This is a genomic window from Kocuria salsicia, assembly GCF_007681555.1.
Taxonomy (GTDB): domain Bacteria; phylum Actinomycetota; class Actinomycetes; order Actinomycetales; family Micrococcaceae; genus Kocuria; species Kocuria salsicia.
The window spans coordinates 142,169-165,706 of sequence record NZ_VELE01000004.1; the positions used below are offsets into that span (position 1 = coordinate 142,169).

18 protein-coding genes, 2 pseudogenes and 1 other annotated feature are annotated in these 23,538 nt (G+C 70.4%); of the genes and pseudogenes, 13 read left to right on the plus strand and 7 right to left on the minus strand.

From position 1 onward, the window contains the following. The first annotated feature begins 60 nt into the window (after positions 1-60). The 5 genes and pseudogenes from FS770_RS08535 to FS770_RS08555 all read left to right on the plus strand — a co-directional run bounded on the left by FS770_RS08535 (position 61) and on the right by FS770_RS08555 (position 8,319). Positions 61-3,795, plus strand: a pseudogene (locus FS770_RS08535) (nitrate reductase subunit alpha). Then, the gene (gene narH / locus FS770_RS08540) at positions 3,795-5,555 is read left to right on the plus strand and encodes a nitrate reductase subunit beta (protein ID WP_145011151.1); all 1,761 of its coding nucleotides are present in this window, start codon (positions 3,795-3,797) and stop codon (positions 5,553-5,555) included. The pseudogene FS770_RS08535 and the gene narH overlap by 1 nt, the downstream one beginning before the upstream one ends. After that, positions 5,555-6,250: a nitrate reductase molybdenum cofactor assembly chaperone gene (gene narJ / locus FS770_RS08545; protein WP_144943270.1), complete on the plus strand. Its 696-nt coding sequence runs from the start codon at positions 5,555-5,557 to the stop codon at positions 6,248-6,250. The genes narH and narJ overlap by 1 nt, the downstream gene beginning before the upstream one ends. Further along, complete coding sequence (gene narI / locus FS770_RS08550) at positions 6,247-7,053, plus strand: respiratory nitrate reductase subunit gamma (RefSeq protein ID WP_055083594.1); 807 nt, start codon at positions 6,247-6,249, stop codon at positions 7,051-7,053. Before narJ ends, narI begins: the two co-directional genes overlap by 4 nt. A 42-nt stretch (positions 7,054-7,095) precedes the next feature. Then, positions 7,096-8,319, plus strand: coding sequence for an MFS transporter (locus FS770_RS08555; protein ID WP_055083596.1), 1,224 nt, complete (start codon positions 7,096-7,098; stop codon positions 8,317-8,319). A 189-nt stretch (positions 8,320-8,508) separates the two neighbouring features. Here the strand turns inward: FS770_RS08555 and FS770_RS08560 are convergent, their stop codons facing one another. Then, positions 8,509-8,877 (minus strand): GntR family transcriptional regulator, encoded by a 369-nt coding sequence (locus tag FS770_RS08560; protein ID WP_145011154.1) that lies wholly within the window; start codon positions 8,875-8,877, stop codon positions 8,509-8,511. A 103-nt stretch (positions 8,878-8,980) separates the two neighbouring features. On the opposite strand from FS770_RS08560, the gene FS770_RS08565 reads away from it, so the two are divergent. The 6 genes from FS770_RS08565 (at position 8,981) to FS770_RS08590 (ending at position 15,782) form a co-directional block, all read left to right on the plus strand. After that, positions 8,981-10,132: an acyl-CoA dehydrogenase family protein gene (locus FS770_RS08565; RefSeq protein ID WP_186366734.1), complete on the plus strand. Its 1,152-nt coding sequence runs from the start codon at positions 8,981-8,983 to the stop codon at positions 10,130-10,132. Beyond that, on the plus strand, positions 10,126-11,463 hold the full coding sequence (locus FS770_RS08570; protein ID WP_186366735.1) for a PIG-L family deacetylase: 1,338 nt from the start codon (positions 10,126-10,128) through the stop codon (positions 11,461-11,463). The genes FS770_RS08565 and FS770_RS08570 overlap by 7 nt, the downstream gene beginning before the upstream one ends. Next, complete coding sequence (locus tag FS770_RS08575) at positions 11,460-12,413, plus strand: glycosyltransferase family 2 protein (RefSeq protein WP_144943267.1); 954 nt, start codon at positions 11,460-11,462, stop codon at positions 12,411-12,413. The genes FS770_RS08570 and FS770_RS08575 overlap by 4 nt, the downstream gene beginning before the upstream one ends. Before the next feature lie 68 nt (positions 12,414-12,481). Further along, on the plus strand, positions 12,482-12,946 hold the full coding sequence (locus tag FS770_RS08580; protein ID WP_144943266.1) for an SRPBCC domain-containing protein: 465 nt from the start codon (positions 12,482-12,484) through the stop codon (positions 12,944-12,946). A 190-nt stretch (positions 12,947-13,136) separates the two neighbouring features. Beyond that, positions 13,137-14,438, plus strand: a complete 1,302-nt coding sequence (locus FS770_RS08585; protein WP_144943265.1) for an MFS transporter — start codon at positions 13,137-13,139, stop codon at positions 14,436-14,438. A gap of 249 nt (positions 14,439-14,687) precedes the next feature. After that, positions 14,688-15,782: a pyridoxal-phosphate-dependent aminotransferase family protein gene (locus FS770_RS08590; protein WP_144943264.1), complete on the plus strand. Its 1,095-nt coding sequence runs from the start codon at positions 14,688-14,690 to the stop codon at positions 15,780-15,782. A gap of 161 nt (positions 15,783-15,943) precedes the next feature. Here FS770_RS08590 and FS770_RS08595 read toward each other — a convergent pair whose 3' ends face one another. From FS770_RS08595 to FS770_RS08610, 4 genes are all read right to left on the minus strand, one after another. Next, a complete protein-coding gene (locus FS770_RS08595) occupies positions 15,944-16,498 on the minus strand; it encodes a type 1 glutamine amidotransferase domain-containing protein (RefSeq protein WP_012399062.1) in 555 nt (184 codons plus the stop codon). A gap of 144 nt (positions 16,499-16,642) precedes the next feature. Beyond that, positions 16,643-17,605 (minus strand): aldo/keto reductase, encoded by a 963-nt coding sequence (locus FS770_RS08600; RefSeq protein ID WP_145011159.1) that lies wholly within the window; start codon positions 17,603-17,605, stop codon positions 16,643-16,645. Positions 17,606-17,689: 84 nt separating this feature from the next. Next, positions 17,690-18,625: a VOC family protein gene (locus FS770_RS08605; protein ID WP_145011162.1), complete on the minus strand. Its 936-nt coding sequence runs from the start codon at positions 18,623-18,625 to the stop codon at positions 17,690-17,692. A gap of 558 nt (positions 18,626-19,183) precedes the next feature. Further along, on the minus strand, positions 19,184-19,963 hold the full coding sequence (locus tag FS770_RS08610; RefSeq protein WP_144943262.1) for a hypothetical protein: 780 nt from the start codon (positions 19,961-19,963) through the stop codon (positions 19,184-19,186). A 13-nt stretch (positions 19,964-19,976) separates the two neighbouring features. Here FS770_RS08610 and FS770_RS08615 point away from each other — a divergent pair. Then, positions 19,977-21,064 (plus strand): annotated as a pseudogene (locus tag FS770_RS08615) (copper amine oxidase); the annotation flags it as partial. Positions 21,065-21,543: 479 nt separating this feature from the next. Further along, entirely contained in the window at positions 21,544-21,831 is a 288-nt protein-coding gene (locus tag FS770_RS14090) for a hypothetical protein (protein ID WP_244944836.1), read from the plus strand. A 114-nt stretch (positions 21,832-21,945) separates the two neighbouring features. Here FS770_RS14090 and FS770_RS08625 read toward each other — a convergent pair whose 3' ends face one another. Together FS770_RS08625 and FS770_RS14310 are read right to left on the minus strand one after the other, a co-directional pair. After that, a complete protein-coding gene (locus tag FS770_RS08625; protein WP_145011165.1) occupies positions 21,946-22,797 on the minus strand; it encodes a methyltransferase domain-containing protein in 852 nt (283 codons plus the stop codon). Positions 22,798-22,894: 97 nt separating this feature from the next. Continuing rightward, positions 22,895-23,116, minus strand: coding sequence for an IS3 family transposase (locus tag FS770_RS14310; protein WP_144943299.1), 222 nt, complete (start codon positions 23,114-23,116; stop codon positions 22,895-22,897). Between the two features lie 46 nt (positions 23,117-23,162). Further along, positions 23,163-23,293: a sequence feature (AL1L pseudoknot), on the minus strand. Positions 23,294-23,538: the final 245 nt, after the last annotated feature.

The following is a 23,538-nucleotide window of genomic DNA, read 5'->3' on the forward strand; positions in this document are numbered from 1 at the left end:
AGCATCGCCACGCCCGATTTAATCCGCAGCCGCGATGCCAAAAGGGCTTAGCATTCGGGTATGGCTACCACCCAGACCACGGCCGGGATCGACGGACCGGCATCCGACGCGCTCTTGAAAATGGGACGTTTCTTCTCCCGGTAGGAGGAGACGCCGGACGGCCGCGCCGTCTTCCGTGAGGGTGGTCGCGCGGGTGACGCCTTCTACCGCAACCGCTGGAGTCACGACAAGGTGGTGCGCTCCACCCACGGTGTGAACTGCACGGGGTCGTGCTCGTGGAAGGTGTACGTCAAGGACGGCATCATCACGTGGGAGGCGCAGGAGACGGACTACCCCTCCGTGGGTCCGGACCGCCCCGAGTACGAGCCCCGCGGGTGCCCGCGCGGTGCGGCGTTCTCGTGGTACACCTACTCGCCCACCCGCGTGCGCTACCCGTACATCCGGGGCGTGCTGTTGCAGATGTACCGCGAGGCCAAGCAGCTCCACCACGATCCGGTGCTCGCGTGGGAGTCGATCGTCAACGACCCCGTCAAGCGTCGTGAGTTCCAGCAGGCCCGCGGCAAGGGCGGGTTGGTGCGCGCCTCGTGGCAGGAGGCCGTGGAGATGACCGCGGCCGCGCACGTGCACACGATCGCCGCGTACGGCCCGGACCGCTGCACCGGCTTCTCGCCGATCCCCGCCATGTCGATGGTCTCCCACGCGGCGGGTGCGCGGTTCATCAACCTCATCGGCGGGGTCATGAACAGCTTCTACGACTGGTACGCGGACCTGCCCGTGGCCTCCCCGCAGGTCTTCGGGGACCAGACGGACGTCCCGGAGTCCGGGGACTGGTGGGACGCCACCTACCTCATGATGTGGGGCTCGAACATCCCGGTGACCCGCACCCCGGACGCCCACTGGCTCGCGGAGGTCCGCTACCGCGGCACCAAGGTGGTCTCGGTGAGCCCGGACTACGCGGACAACACCAAGTTCGCGGACGAGTGGCTGCCCGCGCAGGCCGGCACGGACGCCGCGCTCGCGATGGCCATGGGCCACGTGATCCTCAAGGAGAACTTCGTGGACCGCCGGGTGCGGTTCTTCGAGGAGTACGTCCTGCAGTACACGGACCTCCCGTTCCTGGTCTCGCTGGACCAGCGGGCGGACGGCACGGTGGTCCCGGACAAGTTCGTGACGGCCGAGGACCTCGCGGCCGCGGGGGACGACGACGCCGCTGGGCAGGCCGACCCCGCGTTCAAGACGGTGCTGCTGGACCGGCACACCCACCGCCCGGTGGTGCCCAACGGCTCGATGGGCTTCCGCTACAACGAGCAGGACGAGGGCCGCTGGAACCTGGACCTGGGGGACACCCTGCCGGCGCTGTCCGTGGCGGACTCCGCGGGCTACGAGGGCGGGGTCAGCACCGTGGAGCTGCCCGCGTTCACGGACCCCACGGGTGTGGGCTCCGTGATCCACCGCGGCGTTCCCACCACCACGGTGGCCGGGCGCACGGTCACCACGGTCTTCGACATCATGCTCGCGCAGTACGGCGTGGGCCGCGACGGCCTGCCCGGTGAGTGGTCCGCGGGCCTCGACGACGCCGCCACCCCCTACACCCCCGCGTGGCAGGAGGAGGTCACCTCCGTCCCTGCGGAGGCCGTGATCCGCACGGCACGGGAGTTCGCTGCCAACGCGGAGAAGTCCCACGGCCGGTCCATGATCATCCTGGGCGCGGGCATCTGCCAGTGGTACCACGGTGACACCACCTACCGGGCGATCCTCGCGATGCTCATGCTGTGCGGCTGCCAGGGCCGCAACGGCGGTGGCTGGGCGCACTACGTGGGCCAGGAGAAGGCGCGGCCCATCACGGGCTGGGCCGCCATGGCCTCCGCGAACGACTGGGTGCGCCCGCCGCGGTTCATGATCGGCACCGCGTTCTGGTACATGCACACGGACCAGTGGCGCTCGGACGGCTACTCGTCGGACTCGCTGCAGTCCCCGCTGGCCGAGGGCCACCTGAAGAACATGCACACGGCGGACGTCGTGGCACAGTCCACCCGCCTGGGGTGGATGCCGTTCTACCCGCAGTTCCACGAGAACTCGCTGGACGTCGCGGACGCGGCGATCGCGGGTGTGGAACGCGGCGAGGCGGCGTCGGAACCCGAGTGGATCGCGCAGAAGCTCAAGAGCGGGGAGCTGAACTTCGCGGTCGAGGACCCGGACGCCCCGGAGAACTGGCCGCGCACGCTCGTGCTGTGGCGCTCCAACCTGTTCGGCTCCTCCGCGAAGGGCGAGGAGTACTTCCTCAAGCACCTGCTCGGGACCAGCAACAGCGTTCAGGGGCAGGACCACGCGGAGTCCAAGCCGCACGACGTGCGCTGGCGCGACGAAGCTCCCGAGGGGAAGCTCGACCTCTTGGTTTCCGCGGACTTCCGCATGACGTCCTCCACGCTGCTCAGCGACGTCGTCTTCCCCGCGGCCACGTGGTACGAGAAGTACGACCTCTCCTCCACGGACATGCACCCGTACGTGCACGCCTTCACCCCGGCGATCACCCCGCCGTGGGAGGCCAAGACGGACTGGAAGCTGTTCCAGCTGCTCTCGGACGAGGTCAGCCGGCTCTCGGTGGGCCACCTGGACACCCGCAAGGACGTGGTGGCCACCGCGCTGCAGCACGACACCCCCGGGGAGATCGCCCAGCCGGGCGGTCACGTCCCTGACTGGAAGGGCACGGACATCCCCGCGGTGCCGGGCAAGAACCTGCCGCCCATGAAGATCGTGGAGCGGGACTACACGGCGATCGGGGACAAGTTTGTGGCCCTCGGCCCGCTCGCGGACAAGCTCGGGCTGACCACCAAGAACGTGACGTTCGACGTCTCCGCCACGGTGGACCGGCTGGGCCGCCAGCACGGCGTCTTCGACTCCGGTGCGGCGGAGGGCAGGCCCGCCCTGGACTCGGACGCCCGCATGGCCGAGGCCATCCTGAGCCTGTCCGGCACCACCAACGGCGCGCTGGCCACGCAGGGCTTCGAGACCCTCGAGAAGCGGGTGGGCAAGCCGCTGGCGGACCTCGCCCGCGGCTCCGAGGAGAAGCTCATCACCTTCAAGGAGACCCAGCAGGCACCGGTGCCCGTGATCACCTCCCCGGAGTGGTCCGGCTCCGAGACCGGTGGGCGCCGGTACGCGCCGTTCACCGTGAACATCGAGCGCCTCAAGCCGTTCCACACCCTGACCGGGCGGATGCACTTCTTCCTGGACCACGACTGGCTCAAGGACATGGGAGAGATGCTCCCCGTCTACCGCCCGCCGCTGGACATGCACCGGCTCTTCGGCGAGCCGCAGCTCGGCGACAAGGGGGAGCTGTCCATCGCCGTGCGGTACCTGACCCCGCACAACAAGTGGTCCATCCACTCCGAGTACCAGGACAACCTGTTCATGCTCTCGCTCTCGCGCGGCGGCACCACGGTGTGGATGGCGCCGCAGGACGCCCAGGCCATCGAGGTCTCGGACAACGAGTGGGTGGAGTGCGTGAACACCAACGGTGTGTTCGTGGGACGCGCCGTGGTCTCCCACCGCATGCCGCCCGGCGTCGTCTACGTCCACCACGCGCAGGAGCGCACGATCGACGTCCCCAAGTCCGAGACCACGGGCAAGCGCGGCGGCATCCACAACTCCGTGACGCGCATCCTCGTGAAACCCACCCACATGATCGGTGGCTACGCCCACCTGTCCTGGGCCTTCAACTACATGGGGCCCACCGGAAACCAGCGGGACATCGTCTCCGTGGTCCGCAAACGTTCCCAGGAGGTTCAGTACTGATGCGTGTGATGTCGCAAGTTGCCATGGTGATGACCCTGGACAAGTGCATCGGCTGCCACACGTGCTCCGTCACGTGCAAGCAGGCGTGGACCAACCGGGCGGGCACCGAGTACGTGTGGTTCAACAACGTGGAGACCCGCCCCGGGCAGGGCTACCCGCGCCGCTACGAGGACCAGGACCGATGGAAGGGCGGCTGGGAGCTCAACAAGCGGGGCAATCTCAAGCTTAAGTCCGGCGGGCGGCTCAAGAAGCTGGCCCAGCTCTTCGCGTCCCCGGTGCAGCCGGAGCTGAAGGACTACTACGAGCCGTGGACGTACGACTACGAGAACCTGGTCAACGCTCCGGCGAGCGACGACTTCCCCGTGGCGCGCCCCAAGTCCCTGATCACGGGCAAGGACACCAAGATCGAGTGGTCCGCGAACTGGGACGACGACCTCGGCGGCGCCACCGAGATGGGTCACCTGGACCCCGTGGTGGAGAAGCTGCGCAAGGACGCGAACGACCGCATCAAGTTCGAGTTCGAGCAGACGTTCATGTTCTACCTGCCGCGGCTGTGCGAGCACTGCCTCAACCCCTCCTGCATGGCCTCGTGCCCCTCCGGTGCCATCTACAAGCGCACCGAGGACGGGATCGTGCTGGTGGACCAGGACCGCTGCCGCGGCTGGCGCCAGTGCATCACCGGCTGCCCGTACAAGAAGATCTACTACAACCACAAGTCCGGCAAGGCCGAGAAGTGCACGTTCTGCTACCCCCGCATCGAGGTGGGCATCCCCACCGTGTGCGCGGAGACGTGCGTGGGCCGCATGCGCTACATCGGCATCTTCCTGTACGACGCCGACAAGGTCACCCAGGCGGCCGCGACCCCGAACGAGCAGGACCTGTACGAGGCGCAGCTGGACCTCATGCTGGACCCGAACGACCCCGAGGTCATCGAGGCCGCCCGGCGTGACGGGATCCCCGAGGACTGGCTGGACGCCGCCCGCAAGTCGCCGGTGTACGCGCTCGCCAAGACCCTGCGGGTGGCGCTGCCGCTGCATCCGGAGTACCGCACCATGCCCATGGTCTGGTACGTGCCGCCGCTCTCGCCCATCGTGGACCTCCTCAAGGAACAGGGCCACGACGGCGAGGACCCGGAGAACCTCTTCGGGGCGATCGAGTCCCTGCGGATCCCGGTGGAGTACCTCGCGGAGCTGTTCACCGCGGGGGACACCGAGCTGATCACGGACGTGCTGCGCAAGCTCGCGGCCATGCGGGCGTACATGCGGGACATCACGCTCGGGGACGAGCCGGACGAGAGCATCGCGGAGGCGGTGGGCATGACCGGTGCGCAGATCAAGCAGATGTACCGGCTCATGGCGATCGCCAAGTACGACGAGCGCTACGTGATCCCCGCCGCCCACGTGGAGGACGCCCACAACCTGGAGGAGATCGGCTGCTCCCTGGACGTGGACGGCGGCCCCGGGATGGGCCAGACCGGCGTGTTCGGGGAGGCCTCCGGGCGCCCCGCCCCCGTGGCGGTGGAGAACTTCGCGGCGCTCAAGGCCCGCCAGCGTGGGGAGGACCCCACGGGCAACGACCAGCTGGCCGGGCGTGTGAACCTGCTGAACTGGGACGGCAACGGCACACCCTCCGGCCTGTTCCCCGCCCGGATCGGGCAGGGTTCGGAGGCCGGGGAGGATGCGGCGAGCCTCGCGGCGACGTCGTCGAACCCCGGCTCCCGTCCGGACCAGGGGACTGCCGGCGCGGACGGGGCGCGGTGATGGGCCTGCTCGCGAACCTGCTGGGCAAGCCTGGCAAGGGCACCGTGGAGGTCCCCGGCTACCGTGACCGCACGCCGCAGCGCTCCGCGGTGGTGCGCCAGTGCGCCGGGTTACTGCTGAGCTACCCGAGCCCGGAGCTCGTGGCGCAGCTGCCGCTGCTGGAGAGTGCGCTCGAAGAGGTGGGCGTGGACCCGCAGCGGATCGCGCCGCTGACCGCATGGCTGCGCGGGCCGGACCTGCGGGAGATCCAGGGCGAGTACGTCCAGGAGTTCGACCTCTCCCGCCGCCACAGCCTGCACCTGACCTACTGGACGGACGGGGACACCCGACGCCGCGGCGAGGCGCTGTCCGCGTTCAAGCAGGTCTACCGCTCCCACGGCTGCGAGTTCGGCGATGAGGAGCTGCCGGACCACCTGCCCGTGGTGCTCGAGTTCGCCGCGCGCGTCTCCGCGGAGGACGGCTTCGAGCTGCTGCAGCGCTACCGCCCGTCCCTGGAGCTGCTGCGCCTGGCGCTGGTCCGGGACGAGCTGCCCCAGGCCTGCGCGGTGGAGCTGATCTGCTCCACCCTGCCCGGGCCCTCGCCCGAGGACGAGTCTGCCGTGGCCCGGATGGCCGGCTACGGCCCGCCCACCGAGGAAGTGGGCCTGGACGCCTACGACCCCCGCCTGCTGCCCATGACCGGAGGAAACCCGTGAACGTGATCGACATCCTGCTCTGGGGAGTCCTGCCGTACGTGGTCATGCTGACCCTGGTGGGCGGGCTGATCTGGCGCTACAAGTACGACCAGTTCGGGTGGACCACCCGCTCCTCGCAGCTCTACGAGTCCCGTCTGCTGCGCATCGCGTCCCCGCTGTTCCACTTCGGCATCCTGGCCGTGCTGGCGGGACACATCATGGGCCTGGTGATCCCCAAGTCCTGGACCGAGGCCGTGGGCATGTCCGAGCACGCGTACCACTTCCTGGCGCTGTCCATCGGCTCGGTGGCCGGTGTGGGCACCCTGGTGGGCCTGGTGCTGCTGATCGTGCGCCGCCGTCTGACCGGTCCCGTGTTCATGGCCACCACCAACAACGACAAGTTCATGTACGTGATGCTCGTGGGCGCCCTGCTGGCAGGGCTCGCCACCACGGTGCTCTCCGTGTTCGACCCCTCCACCGTGGACTACCGCGAGACGGTCTCCCCGTGGTTCCGCTCGCTGTGGATCCTGCAGCCGGACGTGGGCGCCATGGCCGCCGCGTCCACGAGCTTCCACGTGCACGTGCTGTGGGGCATGGCGCTGTTCGCCGTGTGGCCCTTCACCCGCCTGGTGCACGCGTTCACCGCGCCCCTGCACTACCTCTTCCGCCCGTACATCGTCTACCGCTCCCGGGGGGACTCGCCCCGCGCGGGCTCGGTGGACATCCGCCGCGGCTGGGAGCCCATCGGCACCCAGGACCGCGCGGGCTCACGACGTCGCACGCGCCCTCCGCGCGAGCACTCCGGTTCCACGCGCGCCAAGTAGCACCACACCCGCCCTGTCCCGCCGCACCCACCGAGGAGAACCATGTCCACCGCCCCCGTCGCCGCGGCGACACCGAACCTGAAGCAGGGCCAGCTCAGGAACCTCGTGCTGGCCACCCTGGCCTCCACCGTGGGGTTCTGGGCGTGGACCGTGATCGGGCCGCTGTCCAAGCGCTACGCCACGGAGATGCACCTGAGCCCGGGGCAGACGGCTATCCTGGTGGCCATGCCCATCTTCGTGGGCTCGATCGCCCGCGTGCCCGTGGGGGCGCTCACGGACAAGTTCGGCGGGCGGCTGATGTTCACGGTGATCCTGGGGGTCACCGCGCCGCTCGTGCTGCTCACCGGCGTGGTGGGGGGAATGCACAACTTCCCGCTGCTGGTGGTGGTCGCGTTCTTCCTGGGCATCGCGGGCACGGTCTTCGCGATCGGCATCCCGTTCTGCTCCGCGTGGTACGAGTCCCACCGCAAGGGCTTCGCCACGGGCGTGTTCGGTGCCGGCATGGTGGGCACCGCGGTCTCCGCGTTCTTCACCCCGCGGCTCGTGGCGGCCACCGGGTACTTCACGACGCACGTGATCATCGCCGCGATCGTGGCCGTCAGCGCGGTGCTGTGCTGGCTCATGCTGCGTGACTCCCCGGCGCGCGCGGGCGTCCCCGTGGAGCCGGTGGTGCCGAAGCTGAAGGCGGCGTTCAAGCTCAAGGTCACGTGGCAGCTGTGCTTCCTCTACGCCGTGGTCTTCGGCGCGTTCGTGGCGTTCTCCAACTACCTGCCCACGTACCTCGCCAACGTCTACTCGTACGACCCCACCGCCGCCGGCACCCGCACCGCGGGCTTCGCGGTCGCGGCCGTGATCGCCCGCCCCGTGGGCGGCACCCTCGCGGACAAGCTCGGGCCCAAGGTCATCACGCTGCTGTCCCTGGCCGGGACCATCGTGTGCGCGGTGCTCGTGGCGTTCCAGCCCAGCGGCGAGCACGTGTACGGTCCGCTGTTCCTGCTCATGGCACTGTTCCTGGGCCTCGGCACCGGCGGCGTGTTCGCGTGGGTGGGCCGGGCGACGCCGGCGGCGAACGTGGGCACCGTGGGCGGCGTGATCGCCGCGGCCGGTGGTCTGGGCGGCTACTTCCCGCCGCTGGTCATGGGCGCCACCTACGACCCGGAGAACAACTCCTACTTCGTAGGCCTCATGCTCCTGGCCGTGTTCTGCCTCGCGGCGCTGCTGCTCTCGCTCGTGGTGCGCCACGGCGGGCGGGACCGGGAGGACTGAGCCACCCGCACGACTGCAGACCGCGCCTCGCCCTGCTGGACACCGTGACCGGTGGATGGCAGGGCGACGTCGTTCCGGCCACGGGCGGCACGGGGCACCTGCCGCGGTGCAGTCCCTGGCGCAGTCAGCCCCGCACAGGGGCAGCTCGGGGCATCGGGCCCCGGGTACTCCGGGCGGCCACAGGGGCGGTCAGCCCTGGGCGCGGCGGTCCAGCGCGCGCTCCACGAGCGCCACGCACTCCTGCGGCGAGTAGTGCAGGCGGTCCGCGACCACCGCGAGGTAGTCGACGACGGCGCGCGCCGCGGCGTCGTTCCGCTCGTCGCGGCCCTGCGCGATGAAGGTTCCCTGTCGCCCGCGCGTCTCGATGATCCCTCGGGTCTCCATTTCCCGGTACGCCTTGGCCACAGTCCCGGCGGAGAGCCCGAGCTCGGAGGCGAGCGCACGCACCGGCGGGAGGCGGTCGCCCACCACGAGCTCGCCGGTGGAGACGTCCCGCAGCACGCACTCCACGAGCTGCTCGTACACCGGGGTGGCGGTGTGGGGGTCGACCGTGAACATGGGTGCGCCTTTCCGTCGTGTGTCTTCATCGTAGGACCCGTCCCACCCCCGGCGGGGTGCGGTGGAGACGCCCATCACTGCACGTAGGCTGATGTTTGTGTCCGTGCATGCAGAACTCCCATTTCCGCCCGCCGCGGTCCCCGATCCGCAGGCCGTGCGTGCCTTCGTCGACCACGCCCTGGACCGGGCCCGCGAGCTCGGGTGTCGGCTGCCCGCCCCGGGGGAGGGGCGCACGGCCGAGCTGTGGCGCTCACTGAGCGGTCTCGGGCGCACCGATCTGGCGTGCGCGCGCATCATCGAGCCCCACCTGGACGCCGTTGCGATCCTGCGGCAGGCCGGCCGCGTGGACCTCGTCAGCGACCACGACACCTGGGCCGTGTGGGCTGCCGAGGGTCCGGGGGAACCCCTGCTGGCCACGCCGACGCCGCCCGGTTCCGGCAGTGCCCCGGGGCAGAGCAGCGCGCCGGTCCTGGGGGGCGACGGGAGTGGGGGAACGGCGCGGACGTCGTCACCCGGTGCGAGCGACGAGCCGGGCACCACCTGGACCCTCACCGGCTCGAAACCATGGTGCTCGCTCGCGGACTCCGTTACCCGCGCCGTCGTCACGGCCCACGTGACCGACGAGCACGGTGAGCCCACCGGGCACCGCCGCGCGTACGTCGTCGCCACCGACCACCCGGGCTTCCGGCCCGCGCGGGTGACGCAGTGGACCTCGCACGGCCTTGCGGAGGTCGTGACCGTTCCCGTGACCTTCGAGCAGGTCCCCGCCGAGCCCCTCGGGGTGGACGAGTGGTACCTCACGCGCCCCGGTTTCGCGTGGGGTGGCATGGGCGTGGCCGCCATCTGGCTGGGGGGCGCGCAGTCGGTTGCGGACCTGCTGTGGCGCCAGATGCGCCACCCCCGCCGCCCCGTGGACGCCGCCGCCCACACCGCCCTCGGGCAGCTGGACCTCACGCTCGGGGCGGCTCGCGCGGTCCTGGAGGAGGCCGCGGCGGCCGTGGACGCAGGCGACGCCGCCGGGGACAACGGTGCCGCCTGGGCCCTGCGCGTGCGCCGCACCGTGGCCGACGCCGCCGAGACGGTGATCCGCGTGGTCTCCCGCGCCACGGGACCGGGCCCGCTCACCGGGGACCCGGCGCACATTCGGCGTGTGGAGTCCCTGCAGGTCTACATCCGCCAGGACCACGCGGAGAGGGACACCGCCGCCCTCGGCCGTACACTGCTCGAGCTGGGGGAGGAGGACACCCCGTGGTGAGCTTCGACCACCGGGATCCCGGCACTCCGGAGGCGCAGTGGGCCCGCTGCGGCGCCCTGTACCGCGCCCCGGAACTGGACCTGGCCGGGGTGGACCGCGTCGTCGTCTTCGCCGCCCACCCGGACGACGAGACCCTCGGAGCGGGCGGTACCGTCCACCGGCTGGCGCGGGCCGGGGCGGACGTCCGCGTGGTGGTGGCCACGCTCGGGGAGAACTCGCACCCGGACTCCACCACGTACGCCTCGCACGAGCTGGCCGAGGTCCGGCGCGAGGAGATGGTGGCCGCCCTGCGCACGCTCGTGGGCCCGGACGCCGCCCCCCACTTCCTGGACCTCTCGGACGGCTCGCTCACGGAGGAGCAGCTGCGCGTCCCGGTGGCGGAGCACGTCGCGTGGGCGGAGCAGGGCCGGAAGCCCCTGGTGCTCTCCACGTGGGAGCAGGACGGCCACACGGACCACGACACCCTGGGCCGCACCGTGGCGCTCGCCGCCGGAGCGCGAGGTGTGCGCTGCGTCCAGTTCCCGGTGTGGCTGTGGCACTGGGGCTCGCCCACGCGTCTGCCGCGCGGCCTCGTGCGGGTGCCGCTCGGCGACGTCGACCGTGCCGCCAAGCGCGCCGCCCTCGACCACCACGTGACCCAGGTGCGCCCCCTCTCGGACCGTCCCGGGGACGAAGTGCTGCTGGGCGAGCACGTGCTGGCGCACTTCGAGCGCCCGGCCGAGTTCTTCGTGGTGGCGACCCCGGACCAGAGCGCGGTCTTCGACCGCGTGCACACGGCCACCGCGGACCCCTGGGGCGTGGACACCTCCTGGTACGAGCGGCGCAAGCGAGATGTGCTGCTCGCGAGCCTGCCCTGGCAGCACTACGACCGCGTGCTCGACATCGGCTGCTCCACGGGCGCGCTCACGGCGGAGCTCGCCCAGCGGGCGGGTGCCGTGACCGCGGTGGACGCGAGCGACGTCGCCCTGCGCGCGGCCCGCGCCCGGCTCGCGGAGGAGGACCTCGAGAACGTCGAGCTCGTCCACGCCGTGCTGCCCGCGGACTGGCGTGAGGACTGGACCGGCCGGGATCTGGTGGTCGTGAGCGAGATGGGCTACTTCTGCTCTCCCGCGCAGTGGCACGAGCTGCTCGGGCGTTGCGTGGCCGCTCTGCGACCGGACGGGCACCTGGTGCTGTGCCACTGGCGCCACCCCATCGCGGACTGGCCGCTGGACGGTGCGGACGTGCACCGTGAGGCCCGCCGCCGCCCGGAGCTGAGGCGCGTGGTCAGCCATCGCGAGCGGGACTTCGAACTGGAGATCTTCGACCTCGTGCCTCGGGACGAGCCGTGATCCACCGGGTGGCCGTGGTCGTCCCGGCCTGCAACGAGGAGCAGCGCGTGGGGCGGTGCATCACGTCGGTGGCCGCGGCCATCGCGTCGGCCTGCGCCGTGACCGGCATGACGGGGACGCCGTCGCGATCCACACCCCTGCCCAGCTCTGCGACACCGGAGCCTGCGGGACCGGGCAACGCCGCCGCCGCGCCGCTCGCCGGCGCCCAGCCGTCGCCTCCCGCCGCACCCGTCGTGTCCACGCCGCTCCACGTGACGGTGGTGCTCGCCGCGGACGCGTGCACCGATCGCACGGTGGAACGCGCGAGGACCGCGTGGGCGGCGTCGGGACTGGCTGCAGAGGTAGCGCGGCTAAAGGTGGTGACGGGGACGTGGCGCAGCGCGGGCGGGGCCCGGGCGGCCGCGGCGTCGTGGGCCCTGGCGAACAGTCGGCCGGAGTGGATCGCGTCCACGGACGCGGACACCGCCGTGCCCGCGCACTGGCTGACGCACCAGCTGGGGCGTGCGGCGCACGGGGTGGACGTGGTCCTCGGCACCGTGGAACCGGACCCCTCGGAGTGCCCGGTGGCCGTGTACCGCCTGTGGCAGCGGGAGCACACGCTTGCGGAGGGCCACCCGCACATCCATGCCGCCAGCATGGGGGTTCGTGCGGCGTGCTACGAACGCGCCGGGGGCTTTCCGCCACTGGAGTGCAGCGAGGATGAGGCACTCGTGGCCGCGCTGCACCGGACGGGAGCGCGTATCGAGGCCACGGACCGGATCCGGGCCATCACCTCCGCGCGGTTCGAGGGTCGCGCCGAGCTCGGGTTCGCCCACCACCTGCTGGGCCTCGCACAGCTGGCCGGTCAGCCGGAGAAGGCGCCGCGGCCGGGGCCCGCGCAGCCACCGCGGCCCGAGCCAGCAGGCCGCCCGAACGGCGCGAGGTTCTTCGCCCACCGCAAAAACACTTGAACACCCAGCCCCGGTCCTGGCTACTCTGAAACGGAACAGAGACACGTCACCACCACAGGAGGTACCTCGTGAGCGAGAAGAGCATTACCGTCAGCCGTGTCATCGACGCCCCGGCGGAGGAGATCTTCGAGGTCTTGACACTGCCCGCCAAGCACCCCAGCCTGGACGCCTCCGGAACCGTCGTCTCCGGCACGGACCAGCGCATCCAGAACGTCGGCGACGTCTTCGTGATGAACATGCACGCCGAGATGATGGGTGGGGACTACAAGACGGAGAACCACGTCACCGGTCTTGACCCCAACAAGCTCATCGCGTGGAAGCCCTGCCCCGAGGGCACCACCGTGGAGGACAACGGCTGGGAATGGGTGTACGAGCTGCAGCCCGAGGGCTCGGACTCCACCACCGTGACCCTCACCTACTCGTGGGAGCACGCCAACCCCAAGGTGACGAAGAAGATCAGCTTCCCGCTCTTCGGCGAGAAGGTTCTGGAGGAGTCCCTCGAGCGGCTTGCCTCCACCGTCGCCGGCTCCTGACACTGCGCGGAGCGGTGTGCCCCGCGCCAGAATGACCGTTCGCCCGCGTCCTCCCCAGGGAGGACGCGGGCGTCGTCGTGTCCGGGGCGGTGCCGCCGCTTCCGCGTGACTCCTGCACGGCGCCGCACGGAAACCTCGCGTGGGAGTGGCCCGGGCCCGGGCGCGCACCGGGCGTACCCTGGCCGAGGTCGTGCACGAATGGTACGGCCGGGCCCGGGAAGACGCAGCTGCCCGGGCAGGACAGTCGCAGCAGGAGGTGCACCCGGGTATGGGATCGTCACGCAGGGCGTGGGAGGGCTACGACAGGGGGAGCTCGGGCTATCGGCGCATCCTTGTGGCGCTGCTGTGCGCGGGCGTGGCCACGTTCGCGCAGCTGTACTCGGTGCAGGGCGTGCTTCCCATCATGGCCGAGGACCTGCACGTGGACGCCGCCCAGTCCGCGCTCGCCGTCTCTGCGGCCACGCTGGGGCTCGCGGTGGGAGTGATCCCGTGGTCGCTCGTCTCGGACCGGTGGGGGCGGCTGCGGGCCATGGTGATCGCCGTCGTGGCGGCCACGTGCCTGGGCGTGCTCATGGGGTTCATGCCCACGTTCGAGGCGTTGGTGGCCCTGCGGTTTGTGGAGGGCATGGCCCTGGGCGGCATCCCGGCGGTGGCCATGGCCTATCTCGCGGAGGAGGTCAGCCCCCGCTACGGCGCAGTGGCCGCCGGGACCTACATCTCCGGGACCAGCCTGGGCGGACTGTTCGGGCGGATCGTCGCCGCACCCCTCGCGGACTTCTTCGGTTGGCGGGTGGGCACGTCCGTCGTTGCCCTGCTCGCCGCTGCGGCTGCGGTGGTGTTCATCGTGCTCGCGCCACGGCAGCGCGGGTTCACGCCCCAACCGGTGCGGCTCACGGGTGAGCAGGGACTGCTCTCCCACCTGTGGCTCAACCTCCGGGACCGGCGGCTGCTCACGCTCTACCTGCAGGGCTTCCTGCTCATGGGCGGGTTCGTGGCCGTCTACAACTACATCGGCTTCCACCTGGGCGAGGCGCCGTTCGGCGTGCCCCAGAGTGTGGTGTCCGTGCTGTTCCTGGCGTACCTCTCCGGCACGTGGTCCTCTGCACGGGCCGGCGGCCTCGCGGGGCGGTTCGGACGCCGCCCCGTGCTGCTCGGCTCCGCACTGGTCATGCTCACGGGTCTGCTGCTCACCGCCGTGCCGTGGCTGCCCGTGATTGTGGCGGGGCTGCTCGTGTTCACGGCCGGGTTCTTCGCGGCGCACTCCGTGGCCAACGGGTGGGTTCCCGCCCTCGCCACGGAGGGGCGCGCCCAGGCGTCCTCGCTGTACACCCTGCTCTACTACGGGGGATCGTCGGTGCTCGGCTACGCGGTGGGCGTCCCTTTCACCGCCGCGGGGTGGAACGGGGCGGTGCTGTGCATCGCGGGGTTGATCGTGGCGGCCGTGGTGCTCGCACTGACCTTCCTGCCCAGAGCGGCAGCATCCTGCCGATAGGCCACCTCGGACGAGTTCGAGGTCGCCGCGGAGTCCAGAAGGCAATATCTTGCCGGTCTGCGGGTGAGCCTGGAATGACGGCAGACGTGCAGCGCCTGCATCTGCGCGCGCGCGGATCGCGCCGGGTGTGATCTGGCTCTACGCTGGAGGCGGCCCCGCACACCAACGCGCGCCGCCGTCCGCCGGTGCTCCCGCGGACACCGCCCCGCGAGGACGCGAGTTCGGATGGCGCAGTCAGGAGACCCTTCCATGAGCGACATCCTCACCGTCCGCCACCTGTTCGGCCCAGGCCCCACCAACCCGTACCCGGAGGCCACCGAGGCGCTGGCCCGTCCGCTGCTCGGTCACCTGGACCCCCAGTTCCTCGCCGTCATGGACAGCGCCTGCGACGGTCTCCGGACGGTGTGGGGCACCGAGAACCGCCGCACGCTCCCGCTCTCGGCCACCGGTTCCGCTGGTATGGAGGCGGCGTTCGTGAACTTCGTGAACCCGGGGGATCCCGTGGTGATCGCGGTCAACGGCCTGTTCGGGGAGCGCATGTGCGATGTCGCTGCCCGTTGCGGCGCCGAGGTCACCCGCGTGGACTTTCCCTTCGGTGAGCCCGTGGACGCCCAGAAGGTGGCCGCCGCGCACCCCTCACCCAAGATCATCGCCGCCGTGCACGCGGAGACCTCCACGGGTGTGCGCTCGGACATCGCCGCTCTCGGCGCGCTCAAGGGGGATGCGCTGCTCCTCGTGGATGCCGTGACCTCCATCGGCGGCATCGAGCTGAAGGCGGACGAGTGGGGGATCGACATCGGCTACGCCGGCACCCAGAAGTGCCTGGGCGTGGCTCCCGGTCTGGCTCCGTTCACCGTGTCGGACCGCGCCTGGGAGCGCCGTGTGGAGAAGCCCCGCTCGTGGTACCTGGACCTGGGCATGCTCGGCGGCTACGTGGGGGAGGCCTCCGGGGCCACCCGCACGTACCACCACACCGCGCCGGTGGCGATGGTCGCCTCCCTGGAGGCTGGTCTGCGCCGCGTCCTGGCGGAGGGACTCGACGCCGTCCGCGCCCGTCACGATGCCGCTGGCCGTGCGCTGCAGGACGGTCTGCAGGAGATGGGCCTGGAGCTGTTCGCCCGGGAGGGGTACCGTCTGCCGGAGCTGACCACCGTGAAGGTTCCCGAGGCAGTGGACTCCGCAGCCGTCCGCAGGGAGCTGCTGGAGACCTACAACATCGAGATCGGCCCCGGGGTGAAGGAGTACGCGAACACCGTGTGGCGCATCGGACTCATGGGTCCGAACGCGTGCCCCGAGTCGGTGACGCTCATTCTCGGCGCGCTGAGGAACGTGCTGGGCCGCTGACCGCCCACGGCTGCTGAGCGGCCGCGCCGGTCGCGCGCCCCTCGGCCGGCCACCCCGCTGGGCGACGCCGGGCGGCAGGAACCAGCAGGCTGACACACGAGAACGGCGGGCCCCACCAGGGTGGTGGGGCCCGCCGACGTGGTGCGGTGTGAGCGTGGGGATCAGGCCGTGAGCTGGTCCTCGATGGCGCCCACGAACGCGTCCAGGTCACCGGGGTTGCGGGAGGTGATCAGGGTCCACTCCTTAGCGGGGCACACCTTGACCTCCTGGTCCACCCAGTTGCCGCCGGCGTTGACGATGTCCGTCTTCACCGACGGGTAGGACGTCAGGGTCTTTCCGTCCACCAGGCCGGTCTCCACGAGCAGCCACGGGCCGTGGCACAAGGCGGCCACTGGGCGGCCGGAGGACGCGAAGGCCTTGGCGGTCTTCTGCGCGTCCTGGTCCAAGCGCAGGGCGTCTGCGTTGAGGGTCCCGCCGGGCAGCAGCAGCAGGTCGTACTCGGACTCGTTGACGCTGGAGATGGTCTGGTCCACGGGGAAAGTCTCCCCCCGGTCCCAGTCGCCCACGAGGGACTTCACCTCGCCGGTCTCGGGGGCGGCCACCGTAACCTCCGCCCCGTCAGCCCGCAACTTCTCCAGGGGCACCTTCAACTCGTCCTGCTCCACGCCCTGGTTGGTCACCAGAACGAGAATCTTCTTGCCGGATAGTTCAGCCATTGTCGAGAATCCTTTCTCTCGGTTGGTGGTTCCACTGTGGCACCGCGGCACTTTCCCTGGCAAGGGTGTCCCCGCCGGTTCCGCTGTCAGCGACACGATCATGACGCCGCCGCGCGGCGTCTGCTGCGTGCACCCAGCGTCCCCTCACGCAAAGGGCTGCGACACCCGGTCCAGCGCGGCGATGTCGTCCGCGCCCAGGTGCAGTGCGGGCGCCGCCACCAGCGAGGACAGCTGCGCGGCGGAGGATGCGGAAGCAATGGGTGCGGTGACGCCCTTGGCGAGCAGCCAAGCGAGGGCCACGGTGGCCGGCTCGGCGCGGTGCCTGTCCGCCACGGCGACCAGTTCCTCCACAACCGCGAAACCCTCGGGGGAGACGTACTCCCGGGCCATCTGCTCGCGGGCCGCTCCTTCGAGGTCCTCGGTGGTGCGGTACTTGCCCGTGAGGAAGCCGGAGGCCAGGGAGAAGTAGGGGAACACGGCAGCGTCGTACTCCTGGGCGATCGCGGCGTAGTCCCGCTCGAAATCGCGGCGGTGCACCAAGTTGTACTGCGGCTGGATGGCCGCGGGCACCGCCAAGCCGCGCTCGCGGGCCACCGTGAAGAACTCGCGCATGCGCTGCGGCGAGTAGTTGGACAGCCCTACTGCGTGCACGCGCCCGGAGTCCACGAGCTCGTGAAAGGTTTCCACTTGCTGCTCGATGGGCGTGTCCGCGTCGTCATAGTGTGCGTAGTAGAGGTCCACGTAGCCGGTCTGCAACCGATCGAGGGACGCCTCGAGAGAAGCCACCACGGTGTCGTGAGCCAGGCCGCGGAACTGCGGGTGCGCACCGGTCTTGGTCGCGAGCACCACGGAGTCACGGTTGCCGCGCGCCGCGAACCAGCGCCCCAGAACCGTCTCGGACTCCCCGCCCTCGTGGCCCTCGGCCCACACGGAGTACATGTCGGCGGTGTCCACGAAGTTTCCGCCCGCGGCCACGAAGGTGTCCAGGACGTCGAAGGACTGCTGCTCGTCGCTCGTCCACCCGAACGTGTTCCCGCCCAGGTTCAGCCGGAAGATCTCCTGCTCGATCCCGGCGATCCGTGCGGTGGTGGGTGCGTGCTGGCTCATGAGAACCTCCTGCGGTGGTGTGGTGGCCGGTCGGGGCCTTTTCCCTGGCGACTGTAGCAAGCCGACATGACGGGGCGGGCAGTGTCAGGCGACGCCCGGCGCGGGGGCCTGCGCGACCTGGATGAGCGTGCCCCAGGGGTCCTCGAAGCGCAGCACGGCGCCGTCGTGGCGGGTGGCCACGCGGTGGTCCGTGAGGCGCTCCTCCAGTGCGGCGATGTCCTCGCCGGTGGGGAGGTCGATGTTGACCTGGCCCAGGCCCAGGGACGCGGCGCGCGGACCGGCGCCCGCGCTGTTCCACGTGTTCAGAGCGATGTGGTGGTGGTAGCCGCCCGCAGAGATGAACAGGGCGGACCCGGCGTCGCTCATCACCTCGAAGCCGAGCGTGTCCACGTAGAACTCGCGCCCGGTGGGAATGTCGCCCACCTGCAGGTGGACGTGACCCAGCGTGGAGGCCGGTGCCGTGGTTGGCTGTGGCGCCTCCCGGGACAGATTCGTGCGCAGGAACTCGTTCGGGTCCAGATAGTTGGAGGCCAGGCTGAGCAGGCCGTTCGCCTCGCGCTGCCAGGTCTCCCGGGGGCGGTCCGCGTAGAGCTCCACGCCGTTGCCCTCGGGGTCCGTGAAGTAGAACGCCTGGCTGTAGAGGTGGTCCGCGGAGCCCGTGAAGGTGCCCGGTGCGAAACGGGCCGTCGAGGCGAGCGCGCGGGCCAGGGCGGCGTCGTCGTCGAAGAGCACGGCGGTGTGGAACAGGCCCGCCTGGTTCGGGCGCCAGGATGGCAGGTCCGTGACGCGGCGCAGGCGCAGGACCACGCGGCCGTCGTGGCCCAGTACGGCGGTGTCCCCGGAGTGCTGCAGGACGTCCAGGGTCACGCCGGTGGAGTAGTAGGCGATCATCCCGTCCAGGTCCTTCACGAGCAGCTCCACGGCACCCATGGTGGTGCCGTCGGAGAGCAGGTCGTCCGCCGGACGGCGGCGCAGGCTGCGGGGATCGGGGCGCTGGATGAGCAGGGACACGGGAACCACTTCCTTGTCGGGGGACGGCCCGGGAGGCCGCCGGAATACTCAACACATTACCTGGGAAATAGTTACTGCCGCAAGTACATCCGGGTAGAAATGTGGACGCACCGTCAACAAGCAGCCACCTTGTGATGGGCAATCACCACGTCGCCCCTCGGGCGGCCAACCGAACCTGACCACTCGTCCGAGCCCTGGTCCACGGGTCTGGATGTGTCGAGCAGAGAGGGGACAGGCCCGTGGAGGAGTTTCTGTACCGGCGCCCCGAGCAGTTCCTCGCCGCCTGCTGGCGGCACCTGGGCCTCACGGCGGTGGCCACGGTGAGCCCTCGTGCTCGTCCTTTCCCTGGGCCTTGCACTGACCCGCGGCCCGCTGCCTCGATTCGGGCGTCCCGTGCTCGAGGCCGCGGGCATCGGAGAGGGGGCACCCACCATCGGTCTGATGGTGCTGCTGGCGTGCGTCCCGGGCTTCGGGGTCCGCTCCTCGGTCGCGGGCCTCGTGGCCTGTGCGGTGCTCCCCGCTCTGCGGGTCTTCACGGCGGGGCGGGCACCCCCGCGCGGTGGGTGGTCAGCCGCCCTGCTCCTGGATGATCGCGATCTTCTGCCACACCTTCCGCGCCATGTCCGACGTGAGGGCCTCGATGCCCTCCACGGCGTCCAGCACGTCTGCGTCCGTGGTGTCCTCTGCGAACAGTGCGGCGGTCTTGCCCACGAGCGAGAGCATCTCCGTGCAGTAGTCCAGGTACTGGGTCATCTGTGCGCGCGTCAGTGCCGGTTCGTCCTCCCGCGCGTCCTCGGTGTAGACCCTGGCGGCGGGCAGGCGCTCCGGGACCTTCACGAGCTGGTGCATGTCAATCACGTGGGCGAGCGAGCGCAACCGGTGCACCACGCGCAGCACGCGGGCGCGCTCCAGGCGTTGCGGCACCGCGAGCAGGAAGAAGATGGCGATGCCCGCGAAGACGAGGTCGTTGACCACCGTCTCCAGCAGGGGTAGCCAGTCCACCGGGCCGAGGGCATCCGGGTCCGCCCAGATGCTCAGCGCCGCCAGGGTGATGGCGGTGCCGAAGACGAGCAGCACCGCCAGGACGCCCAGCCGGGACAGGGCGCGGGCGGTGCGGATCCGGTGCCGGCTGATGCCGCCACCCTCGGTGACCTCGTCCACCAGGGCGATCAGCTCACCGCAGACCTCCCACAGGCTGCGCTGGGGGAAGCGGGAGTAGATCCTGCGCTGCAGGGCGGCCGCGGACGCGCGCACGGCCTTGTCGTCTAGGTGCTGGTAGCGGCTCTCGGGCGGTGGCCCGTCGTCGTGGTCGTCGGGGCGGGCGGGAAGCGGGCGGAGCGAGCGCATCCCAGCAGGCTACGTGACCGGCCCGCCACCGGTGCTGGAGGAGGAGTTCGAGATGGTCGAGCAGACCCACTCGACCGACAAGCGCTGGCTCGCCGCGCTGGAGCGCCGCGGCCTGCCTGTGGAGAAGGTCCGGGTGGCACCACTGTCCGCGGGCGTGTTCGAGTACCCGGAGGAGAAGGGGCGGCGCATGCTGCGCGGCCTCCCGTTCCTGCAGAAGGAGGATCACAAGCCCGCGTGGACGTCACCAGCCACATGGTGGACCAGGTGCTGGACCCCGAGCTGGTGCCCGTCCCGGAGGAGCACGGCGAATACTCGGACCCGGAGCTGATCGGGCCCCGTGCACCACCCAGAAGCCCATCGAGATCATCCAGCCGGAGGGCCCGTCCTTCACGGTGACCGGCCGCAACCACATGGAGTGGGAGAAGTGGAGCCTGGACGTGGGCTTCGACATGCGCGAGGGGCTGGTGCTGCACAGCATCGCGTTCGAGGACAAGGGGCAGAAGCGCCGCATCCTGGACCGCGCGGCCATCGCGGAGATGATGGTGCCCTACGGTGATCCATCCCAGGTGCGCTCCTGGCAGAACTACTTCGACACCGGGGAGTACCTGGTGGGCCAGTGGGCCAACTCGCTGGAGCTCGGCTGCGACTGCCGGCGAGATCACCCACCTCTCGCCCGTGGTGGTCACGGGACGCGGTGAGCCGCGCGAGATCGCACCGAGGTTGGGTGGGCCGTTCCGCCAGCACGTGTTCTCGGCGCGCCTGGACGTCGCGCTCGACGGCGGCCCCTGCCGCCTGGAAGAGGAGGAAGACGCCGTGCGCGTGTCCCTGTCCTCGGACGTGAGCCCGCGCGGCAACGCGTTCACGCGCAAGTGCACCGTGCTGGCCACCGAGAGGGAGGCCGTGCGGGACGCCGACGCGGCCGTGGGCCGCACCTGGGTCGTCTCCAGCGTCGAGCACACCAATCGCCTGGGCCACCCGGTCGCGCACAGGCTGCGCCCCGAGAGCTTCTTCGACCGCTCGCCGGTCCTGGGCGTCCCCGCTCCCGCCAAGGGCAACTGCTGCGCGGGGGAGCAGGAGCAGTCCTGCGGCTGCGAGTCGTAGGACCACCCGCGCCGGTCTGTGCCGGCAGTGCGTGATCGAGGCGCCCACCCTTGGCGGGGGGTGTGCGTCTCCCGACGGCGCCGTGTCCGGCCTGTGTGAGGCGCGGAGTGGTGTCATGCCGGGCGGTTCGTTGAAGAACGGCTGGCCGATCACATTGCCTCCGGGGCGCTCTCCACACCCCGGTGGCCACCCTTCGCATCGCCACCATCGAAACGGGCCGCGGGACACCCCGACAGTTCCGCTCGGAAAAACTGCCCTTGACGCCACTCGTCTGCCGGGAGTGCTTGGAAACTTGCCAAAATCTCGGCTAGACCTCTCACATGAGCAACTGTCCAACTCGCCATGCCCTGGGCCGGATCGATGTGGTTACCCTTGAAGATCTTCCGGCGCTGAGTCGGGATGTCCCCTTAAACCTTTCAAACATCCGGGCTGGATGACCCGAATTTGAGCACGGTTTCGACTCCCTCAAGGGGCGGCGCATGCTGGGACTCCTCTACGGCGGACGGCATGTCTACCGAATGTGCTCAGTCCGTGTGGAGCGTGACGTCGACAACCCTCTAGACCTGGACGAGACAACCATTCCGGGTGGTGCCTACCTGAGGCTCCGTCTGCGGGGCGACGTGCCAGAGGTCTACGGACAGATCGGCGAAGCATTCGACGTCCTCTTTGGGCAGGCGGAGCACGACCCCACCCGGCCCTCGACTGAGAGTTACCGACGTGAGGGCGAGATCGACTGTCTCGTGCCCATCGTTCGGCAGCTCGAATGACAGGTCCTGAATCGCCTGGACAGGCCCCGCCGCGAGAGTGTGTTTCGCTCACGCAACGTGCCCACCACGACTGGAGCCATGAGAACCCCGCTGTCCGCGGCTCGCTGAGGGTGGTCAGACCCTTGTGCATCGTGCTGCGAAGTCGGGGCGGGCGATGACCTCCCCGTGGGGCATGCAGAACCAGGCGTCGGGGGAGTGGCCCCAGTCGTGCCAGGCGAAGGCGATCTGCTCGACCTCGTCGGGGGAGAGGCCCTCTTCCCGCGCTCGGTCGGCGAAACCCGAGGTGCGGACGCGCTCGGCCTGGGAATCGCCCCACCAGCGCGTCGACTCGGGGGTCGCGTAGGTCCATGTGGAGGACTGGGCGGTCTCGACGTCGAGCCCGGCCTCGTGCGCCCAGGCCCGCAGCCGCCGCCCGGCATCCGGTTCGCCGCCCAGAGCCCGGGCGCTCGCGCAGTACGTCTCCCGCCAACGGTCGAGACCCGCGCTCTCGGGGTGCCAGACCATGGCGCCGTAGTCGGCGTCGCGGCACGCGATGATTCCGTCCTCGGCGCAGTGCATAGCCATCGCGCGCAGCGCCGCCACGGGGTCGGGAACGTGCTGGAGCACCTGGTGGGCGTGGACCACGTCGAAGGAACCGGTCTCGACGTCCACGGTGAAAAGGTCGGAGGCGAGGAACGTGGTGGTCGTGTCCGCCCGCCTCCGCGCGTTCTCACGTGCCGCGGCGACGGCGTCCTCGGAGAAGTCGACGCCGACCACCTGCCCGGTGGGGCCCACGAGCTCCGCCAGGTCCAGGGTGATTGAACCGGGGCCGCACCCCAGGTCCAGAATTCGCATTCCGGGGCGCAGGCGGTCGAGGAAGTAGGCGCAGCTGGTCGCGGCCGTCCGCGTTCCGTGGGAGGCGAGGACCGCTGGCTGGTGGCCGTGGCTGTAGCGGAGAGGCGGGGCGGAATCGGGCGGGGTGGTCATGAGGGAACGGTAGGGCGTATGCGTGAGTGGCAAAAAGGCGAGGTCGCATGGTGAGACGAGCTGACGCAACCACTGGCGCCTCAGAGACCCGGGCGTGTCACCTGGCGCGTGGGACGAGCCTCACGAGATGTACTGACCGGCGACGTTGATGGGTCGAGACGCCGTCGTCGCTGTAACAGGTGTGGCGTGAATCGACCGTGCAACGCGCCACCCCGACCCCTTCCCGGCGCAGTTGGGCGTGGAGCTTCTTCGCGCCGTAGACCCCAAAATTTTTCGCGTGCACGCGCCGGATATCGACCAGCAGTTCCTCGTCGCGCAGTGCCCGCTTCGAGGGCGGGCGGGACGTGAACGCGTGGGTAGGTGCTCGGCGCGATCTGGGTGCCCGCTGCGGTGAGCGTGCGGCAGACCGGTTCGGCGCCGAACTCGTGCTTGTGCTGGTCGATGAACGTCACGATCATCTCTGTGGGCGGTCGAGCTCCGCTGCGAAAAAACCGCGGCCGATCGCAGGATCGCGTTCGCCCGGCGAAGCTCACGCACTTCCTTCTCCAACTCAGCCAGCCGATCGGCGTCGCCGGATCCCGTCGCGCGCCCATGGCCATCCTCGTGGCACTGTCCCGAAGTTCATCGGGGATACTTCCTCGGTGCTGCCATGAAGCTCGGTGCCCGGGAAGCAAACTTGGGCCTTGACCCCGAATCGTGGACACGGTGTCGTTTCGGTTATGCCGCTTCCGTGAGCGTAGC

Excerpts from the sequence above, each read along its gene's own strand:
- FS770_RS08595 (WP_012399062.1), bottom strand. The coding sequence starts at position 16,498 with ATGGCTGAACTATCCGGCAAGAAGATTCTCGTTCTGGTGACCAACCAG.
- FS770_RS08600 (WP_145011159.1), bottom strand. The coding sequence starts at position 17,605 with ATGAGCCAGCACGCACCCACCACCGCACGGATCGCCGGGATCGAGCAG.
- FS770_RS08555 (WP_055083596.1), top strand. The coding sequence starts at position 7,096 with ATGTCCACCGCCCCCGTCGCCGCGGCGACACCGAACCTGAAGCAGGGC.
- FS770_RS08625 (WP_145011165.1), bottom strand. The coding sequence starts at position 22,797 with ATGACCACCCCGCCCGATTCCGCCCCGCCTCTCCGCTACAGCCACGGC.
- FS770_RS14090 (WP_244944836.1), top strand. The coding sequence starts at position 21,544 with ATGCTGGGACTCCTCTACGGCGGACGGCATGTCTACCGAATGTGCTCA.
- narH (WP_145011151.1), top strand. The coding sequence starts at position 3,795 with ATGCGTGTGATGTCGCAAGTTGCCATGGTGATGACCCTGGACAAGTGC.
- FS770_RS08590 (WP_144943264.1), top strand. The coding sequence starts at position 14,688 with ATGAGCGACATCCTCACCGTCCGCCACCTGTTCGGCCCAGGCCCCACC.
- FS770_RS08610 (WP_144943262.1), bottom strand. The coding sequence starts at position 19,963 with ATGCGCTCGCTCCGCCCGCTTCCCGCCCGCCCCGACGACCACGACGAC.
- FS770_RS08560 (WP_145011154.1), bottom strand. The coding sequence starts at position 8,877 with ATGTTCACGGTCGACCCCCACACCGCCACCCCGGTGTACGAGCAGCTC.
- narJ (WP_144943270.1), top strand. The coding sequence starts at position 5,555 with ATGGGCCTGCTCGCGAACCTGCTGGGCAAGCCTGGCAAGGGCACCGTG.